Raw genomic sequence first — 5588 nt, 5'->3', positions numbered from 1 at the left:
GGTGACCGAGTTCAAGGAACTCGTGCGGCGGCTGCGCGCCCTGCTTCACGTGAGCGCGCACGTGGCGCACCCAGCCGATCAGCTTGAGATCGAAGTCGGCGTCGCGCCCGAAGTGGTAGTAGACGCGGGAACGCCCTTCCAGCAAGCCCGGCAGGATCTCGTCGAGATCGTCGATCGGATAGGCATCGTCCATGCCGTAGTCGTTGACCGCGCCGTCCTGGCCGGCGCGCGGGCCGTCCCAGCCTTCGCGCTCGGGATCGCGCTCGCGGCAGAACAGGATGGTTTCGCCGTGCTTGCGACCGGGTACCAGTACCAGCACCGCCTCCGGCTCCGGAAAGCCGCTGAGATACCAGAAGTCAGAGTCCTGCCGGAACGGATAATGCGTATCGTGGCTGCGCACGCGCTCGGCGGCGGCGGGCAGCACCAGGATCGCGTCGTTGCCGGCCAGCCGCATCATCTGCTTGCGCCGGCGGGCGAACTCCGCCGCGCCGATGCCGGCGACGGCCTTCATCAGTTCAGGCTCCGGCGATGCCGGGGCCCGAGCACGCAGTCGCCATGCAGCAGCAGGACGGCCACCCGGACGAACTCCTCCAGTTCCGCCAGCGCATCCTCGTCTTCCTCGTCGTCGCTGCTCTCGGGCGATGCCTGGGCCAGTCGCGCGAGGTCCTGCAACGCCTCCTGCCCCTCTTCGGACAGCGGCGGCGCGGCGCCCGCGGCCAGTCCGAAGGCGCCCAGGAATCCCTGGCACCAGGCAAACAGCGCTTCCGCGCGCTCGTCGAGCGGACGGTCGGCGGGGGGCAGCAACAGGTCGAAGGCGAAGCTGCGGTCTTCCAGCTGGGCGACGGCGCACTCGCGCAACTGGTCAAGCGCGCTGCCGGTCGCAGGCGCCGGCAACTGGTCGTCGGCCAGCGCGCGGGCCAGCCAGGTGTCGTCGGCCGTGCCGCCGCCGGCGAGCCAGCCGCACAGCGCACCGTGCAGTTCCGACGCGTCCATGGCCAGGCCGGACTGGCGGGAAGCGGCCGCCACGTCGGCGATATCGGGAAGGTCGGGCATAGAAGAACGCAATCCGTCAGGGGTTTCGGACAACCTTGCAAGTGTAGCAATCAAAAGCCGCTTACCTCCTTGTTGTGCGTGTGTACGCATGCCTACACTCACATATTGCCTACGCATTGGCCCCTCGCCCCTCCATGCACGCCTCCCCTGTCGCTGCAGTCCTGGCAACGGCTTCCCCCCTGTCGTCCCGGCTGGCCATGGGCCTGGCGGGTCTGGTGTTGCTGGGCGTCGTGCTGATCGGGACGCGGCGCTGGTGGCAGGCATGGCTGGCGAGCCGGCAGGTTCCGCAGGAGCCGCTGCGCAGCGAGTCCCTGCGCAACCGCGATGAGCGACTGAAGCTGGCGCTGTGGGCCTCGGGCGAGCAGTTCTGGGATTACGACCTGGTGCAGCGCCGGCTCTACCGGATGCGGGCGGACGAAACCGCCGTGCAGACCGCCGACATCACCGTGCTGACGCGGCAGGGCGAAGTCCCGACCATCCACGAGGAAGACATGCCGCTGGTGCAGGAGCGCCTGCGCCTGCACCTGCAGGGCAAGACCCCGCTCTTCATGTCGGAACACCGGATGGACATGCTGGGCAACGGCACTTGGGTATGGGTGCGCGCCCGTGGCCGCGTCGTCGAGCGCGACGGTGAGGGACAACCCATCCGGATCGCCGGCACCGCCCGCGACATCACCGCCAGCCGCAATGCCGAGTACGAGCACCGCATCGCCGGCGAGGTGATGCGCAGCATGAACGAAGCGGTGGCCGTGCTGGACTGGGCGCACCAGTTCATCACCATCAATCCCGCCTTCACCCGCATCACCGGCTATGCGGAAGAGGAAATCATCGGCCAGCCGATGACGATGCTGGACAGCGACCAGCACGAGGATGCCTTCTTCGAACGGATGAACCGCGAATTGCGCCTGACCGGGCGCTGGTCCGGTGAGATCTGGAAGGTCCGCAAGGATGGCGAGGAAATCCTCTGCCGCATCGAGACCAACGTGGTGCCGGACGCCACCGGCGAGCGTCCGTTGTACGTGCAGGTATTGACCGACATCACCGAGCAGAAGCGCGCCGAGCAGGAACTGCGCTACCTGGCCAACTACGACACCCTGACCAGCCTGCCCAACCGCTCGCTGCTGTCCGAGCGGCTGTCGCGCGCCATCGTGCGGGCGCGCCGCGAACACGGCCACGTCGCCGTGCTGTTCATCGACCTGGACCGCTTCAAGGACATCAACGATTCGCTCGGCCACGCCACCGGCGACCGCATCCTGCGCTCGGCGGCCGCGCGCGTGCAGCAGACAGTCGGGACGCAGCACACGGTCGCGCGCCTGAGTGGCGACGAATTCACCGTGGTACTGGAGGACATCAACGGCATGCCCGATGCCGAAGAGGTGGCCCAGCGCATCATCCATGCCTTCCGTACGCCGCTGAACTTCGGCGAACGGCTGGAACTGGCGGTATCGCCCTCGATCGGCATCAGCCTGTACCCGGAGCACGCCCAGGTGCCGACGGAGCTGCTGAAGCACGCCGACACCGCCATGTACCAGGCCAAGGCGATGGGGCGGCACACCTACCAGGTGTACTCGGAATCGATGGACGAGAAGAACCGCCATCGCGCCATCCTCGCCAGCGCCCTGCGCCGCGCGATCGACCGCAACGAACTGTCGCTGGTGTTCCAGCCGCGCCTGTCGATCTCGCGGCAGCGGATCACCGGCGTCGAGGCCCTGCTGCGGTGGGAGAGCAAGGAATTCGGCACCGTGTCGCCGGGCCAGTTCATCCCGCTGGCGGAAGAGTCGGGGATGATCCTCGAACTCGGCGCCTGGGCACTGCGCCACGCCTGCCTGACCCTGCGCGACTGGCACGACGCCGGCCTGGAAGAACTCAGTGTGGCGGTGAATGTGTCCGCCACCCAGTTGCAGCGCGGCGACCTGCAGACGGTGGTCGCGCGCACGCTGCAGGAAACCGGCGTCCCCGCCAACCGCTTGGAGCTGGAACTGACCGAGAGCGTGGTGATGGCCAGCCCGGAGCAGAACGCCGACACGCTGCGCGCCTGCCGGCGCCTCGGCATATCGCTGGCGATCGACGACTTCGGCACCGGCTATTCATCGCTGGCGTACCTGAAGCGCCTGCCGTTGACCACGCTGAAGATCGACCGCGAATTCATCAGCGACCTCACCCACGACACCGATGACGAGGCCATCACCAGCACCATCATCACGATGGGACAGTCGCTGGCGCTGAAAGTCGTCGCCGAGGGCGTGGAGACGTGGGACCAGTACGAGTTCCTGCGCAACCACGGCTGCGACGAAGTGCAGGGCCACTGGGTCTCGCAGGCGCTGGTCGCGGACCAGTGCCTGCGCTTCATCCGGGACTACTACCCCGGGTCGGGCATGCGCGTGGCCTCCTGACCCCGGCGACCCTGGCGGGAAACCCTGCGGGAGTGGGCCATGCCCGCGATGCTTTTCGATCGGACCACGCAAGAGCAACGGAGGCATGGCCCGCTCCTGCGGACATCCGGCGTTCGGCCGCTTGACCGCCCGGCAAGCGCACGCCTATCGTGACCGGCATGGACACCGCCGACCTCCTCGACCAGCTCCGCGCGCTCAGTACGCGCATCCAGGACGTGGCCGACCGGTGCCAGCGCCTGGCGGACGAAAACCGCAGCCTGCGCCAGCAACAGGAGCAACTGGTCGGCGAGCGCTCGCAGTTGCTGGCCAAGAACGAGCAGGCGCGGTCGCGCGTCGAAGCGATGATCAGCCGCCTCAAGTCCCTGGAGCAGCACACGTGAGCGCCAACGAACCGGTCAGCGTGCATCTGCTGGATCGCGAATACACCGTGGGCGTGGCCCCGGACGAACGTTCCAGCCTGATGGCAGCCGCCAAGCTGCTCGACAGCCGCATGCGCGAAGTACGCGGCAGCAATCGCATGGCGGCGGTAGACCGCATCGCCGTGCTGGCGGCGCTCAATCTGGCACACGAATTGCAGCAGTTGCGCGACGAGCAGCATGCGCGCAACCGTGACGTCGAGCGCACGCTGCAGGATCTGCACCGCAAGCTGGACAGCGCGCTGGGCACGTCGTAACAGCACTGCGACGTCGCCGACTGCGGACTGAATCCGCCGACGAACGGGCTAGGCAAAAAATCTTCGCTCGCTATACTGGCCTCGCGTCCTCTGCTGTACTCGACAGTGAGCGCAAACATTCGCCTTGTCCCTTAATGACGACCACGGGGGGGTGACGGTTACMGGGAGTGCAAGTCTGCCTCGCAGCGGAAAGCCCGATGGTTGCCCAACCTTCCCACTTGAACCCCGGGTTCAAGGTCGTTTCGCGAACATCGTGCATGGCGGAGGACGTATTTTYCCCGCGGCAGCGGCATCAGCCGCGACCCGGCCGGTCCTGTTGCACCCGCCCTTGAGCGGGATGACTTCGAAACGAAGCCGACTGCACGAGGGATCCGACGCACAGGGCCGTGACTGAGGCCGCTCCCGCGGTCCCACCGGCAACGCTGGTGCGCATGTCGTAAAATTCGCGCATGCCTGTACCGCCCCCTTCCTTGCCATGACCGTCGAGCGCGATGCGCTGCGACGCGACCTGCGTGCGCGACGTCGCGCCCTGCCCGCTGCCGAGCGCATCGCCGGTGCGGATGCGCTCGCCGCGCGCCTGTTCGCGTTGCCGTTCTTCCCGACGACCGGCTATGTCGCCGGTTACTGGGCGATGGATGGCGAAATCGGGCTGCACAGCTGGCAGATGCGGCTGCCGAAGGGGCTGGTCTACTGCCTGCCCATGCTGTCGGACGATGCGACACTGCGTTTCGCGCCCTGGCGACCGGGCGATGCCCTGGTGACCAACCGTTATGGCATTCCGGAGCCGGACGTCGATCCGCGCTCGGGCTTGCCCGCGACGGACATGTCGCTGATCGTCGTGCCGCTGGTCGGTTTCGACAAGGCGGGGCATCGCCTGGGCATGGGCGGCGGCTGGTACGACCGCACGCTGGCGCCGCGCCTGGAACGCCCTGCGCCGCCCTGGCTGGTCGGCGTCGGCTTCGAGGCGCAGCGGATCGACACGCTGGGCGCGCAGCCCTGGGACGTGCCGCTGGACGCCGTCTGCACCGAACGCGACACGCTGTTCCCCTCTCCCCTGCCGGACCCTTCGCCATGACCTCCCGCAAGCACTATTGGCTGATGAAGTCCGAGCCGGACACGTTCTCCATCGACGACCTGAAGAAGGTCGGCATCGAGCCGTGGAACGGCGTGCGCAACTACCAGGCGCGCAACTTCATGCGCGCAATGAAAGTCGGCGACGGGGTGCTGTTCTACCACTCCAACTGCAAGGAACCGGGCATCGTCGGCACGGCGACCATCGCGACGACGGCGTATCCGGACGACACCCAGTTCGATCCCACGTCCGACTACTACGACCCCAAGAGCACGCGCGAGGAACCGCGCTGGTCGTTGGTGGACGTGAAGTTCGATCGTGCGTTGAAGCGCACCATCACGCTGGACGAAATCAAGCGGCATGCCGACGACCTCGGCGAAGGTTTCGCGCTGATCCA

General features: G+C 67.3%; 7 protein-coding genes and 1 other RNA gene. 6 read left to right on the top strand and 2 right to left on the bottom strand.

The annotated features are described in order from the left end of the window. A partial coding sequence (locus tag AC04L7_RS11520; protein WP_475513043.1) for an aminopeptidase P N-terminal domain-containing protein occupies window positions 1–511 on the bottom strand: 511 nt, incomplete at its 3' end. Further along, window positions 511–1053, bottom strand: coding sequence for a UPF0149 family protein (locus tag AC04L7_RS11515; RefSeq protein ID WP_436000291.1), 543 nt, complete (start codon window positions 1051–1053; stop codon window positions 511–513). The genes AC04L7_RS11520 and AC04L7_RS11515, both read right to left, overlap by 1 nt. 134 nt (window positions 1054–1187) lie before the next feature. On the opposite strand from AC04L7_RS11515, the gene AC04L7_RS11510 reads away from it, so the two are divergent. From AC04L7_RS11510 to AC04L7_RS11485, 6 genes are all read left to right on the top strand, one after another. Then, a complete protein-coding gene (locus AC04L7_RS11510; protein WP_436000293.1) occupies window positions 1188–3446 on the top strand; it encodes a putative bifunctional diguanylate cyclase/phosphodiesterase in 2259 nt (752 codons plus the stop codon). A gap of 158 nt (window positions 3447–3604) precedes the next feature. Next, window positions 3605–3826, top strand: coding sequence for a TIGR02449 family protein (locus AC04L7_RS11505; protein WP_436000295.1), 222 nt, complete (start codon window positions 3605–3607; stop codon window positions 3824–3826). Further along, complete coding sequence (locus AC04L7_RS11500) at window positions 3823–4119, top strand: cell division protein ZapA (RefSeq protein WP_296278179.1); 297 nt, start codon at window positions 3823–3825, stop codon at window positions 4117–4119. The genes AC04L7_RS11505 and AC04L7_RS11500 overlap by 4 nt, the downstream gene beginning before the upstream one ends. 84 nt (window positions 4120–4203) lie before the next feature. Continuing rightward, window positions 4204–4390, top strand: a non-coding RNA gene (gene ssrS, locus AC04L7_RS11495) — 6S RNA. A 204-nt stretch (window positions 4391–4594) separates the two neighbouring features. Beyond that, window positions 4595–5194 (top strand): 5-formyltetrahydrofolate cyclo-ligase, encoded by a 600-nt coding sequence (locus AC04L7_RS11490; protein ID WP_299346775.1) that lies wholly within the window; start codon window positions 4595–4597, stop codon window positions 5192–5194. Continuing rightward, a partial coding sequence (locus AC04L7_RS11485; RefSeq protein WP_475513042.1) for an EVE domain-containing protein occupies window positions 5191–5588 on the top strand: 398 nt, incomplete at its 3' end. The genes AC04L7_RS11490 and AC04L7_RS11485, both read left to right, overlap by 4 nt.

The sequence above is a fragment of the Pseudoxanthomonas sp. LjRoot204_2 genome (assembly GCF_056175765.1).
Note: the sequence above shows the minus strand (reverse complement) of the source record. Positions and strands in the feature narration are given on the sequence as shown.

Excerpts from the sequence above, each read along its gene's own strand:
- AC04L7_RS11515 (WP_436000291.1), bottom strand. The coding sequence starts at position 1,053 with ATGCCCGACCTTCCCGATATCGCCGACGTGGCGGCCGCTTCCCGCCAG.
- AC04L7_RS11510 (WP_436000293.1), top strand. The coding sequence starts at position 1,188 with ATGCACGCCTCCCCTGTCGCTGCAGTCCTGGCAACGGCTTCCCCCCTG.
- AC04L7_RS11505 (WP_436000295.1), top strand. The coding sequence starts at position 3,605 with ATGGACACCGCCGACCTCCTCGACCAGCTCCGCGCGCTCAGTACGCGC.
- AC04L7_RS11490 (WP_299346775.1), top strand. The coding sequence starts at position 4,595 with ATGACCGTCGAGCGCGATGCGCTGCGACGCGACCTGCGTGCGCGACGT.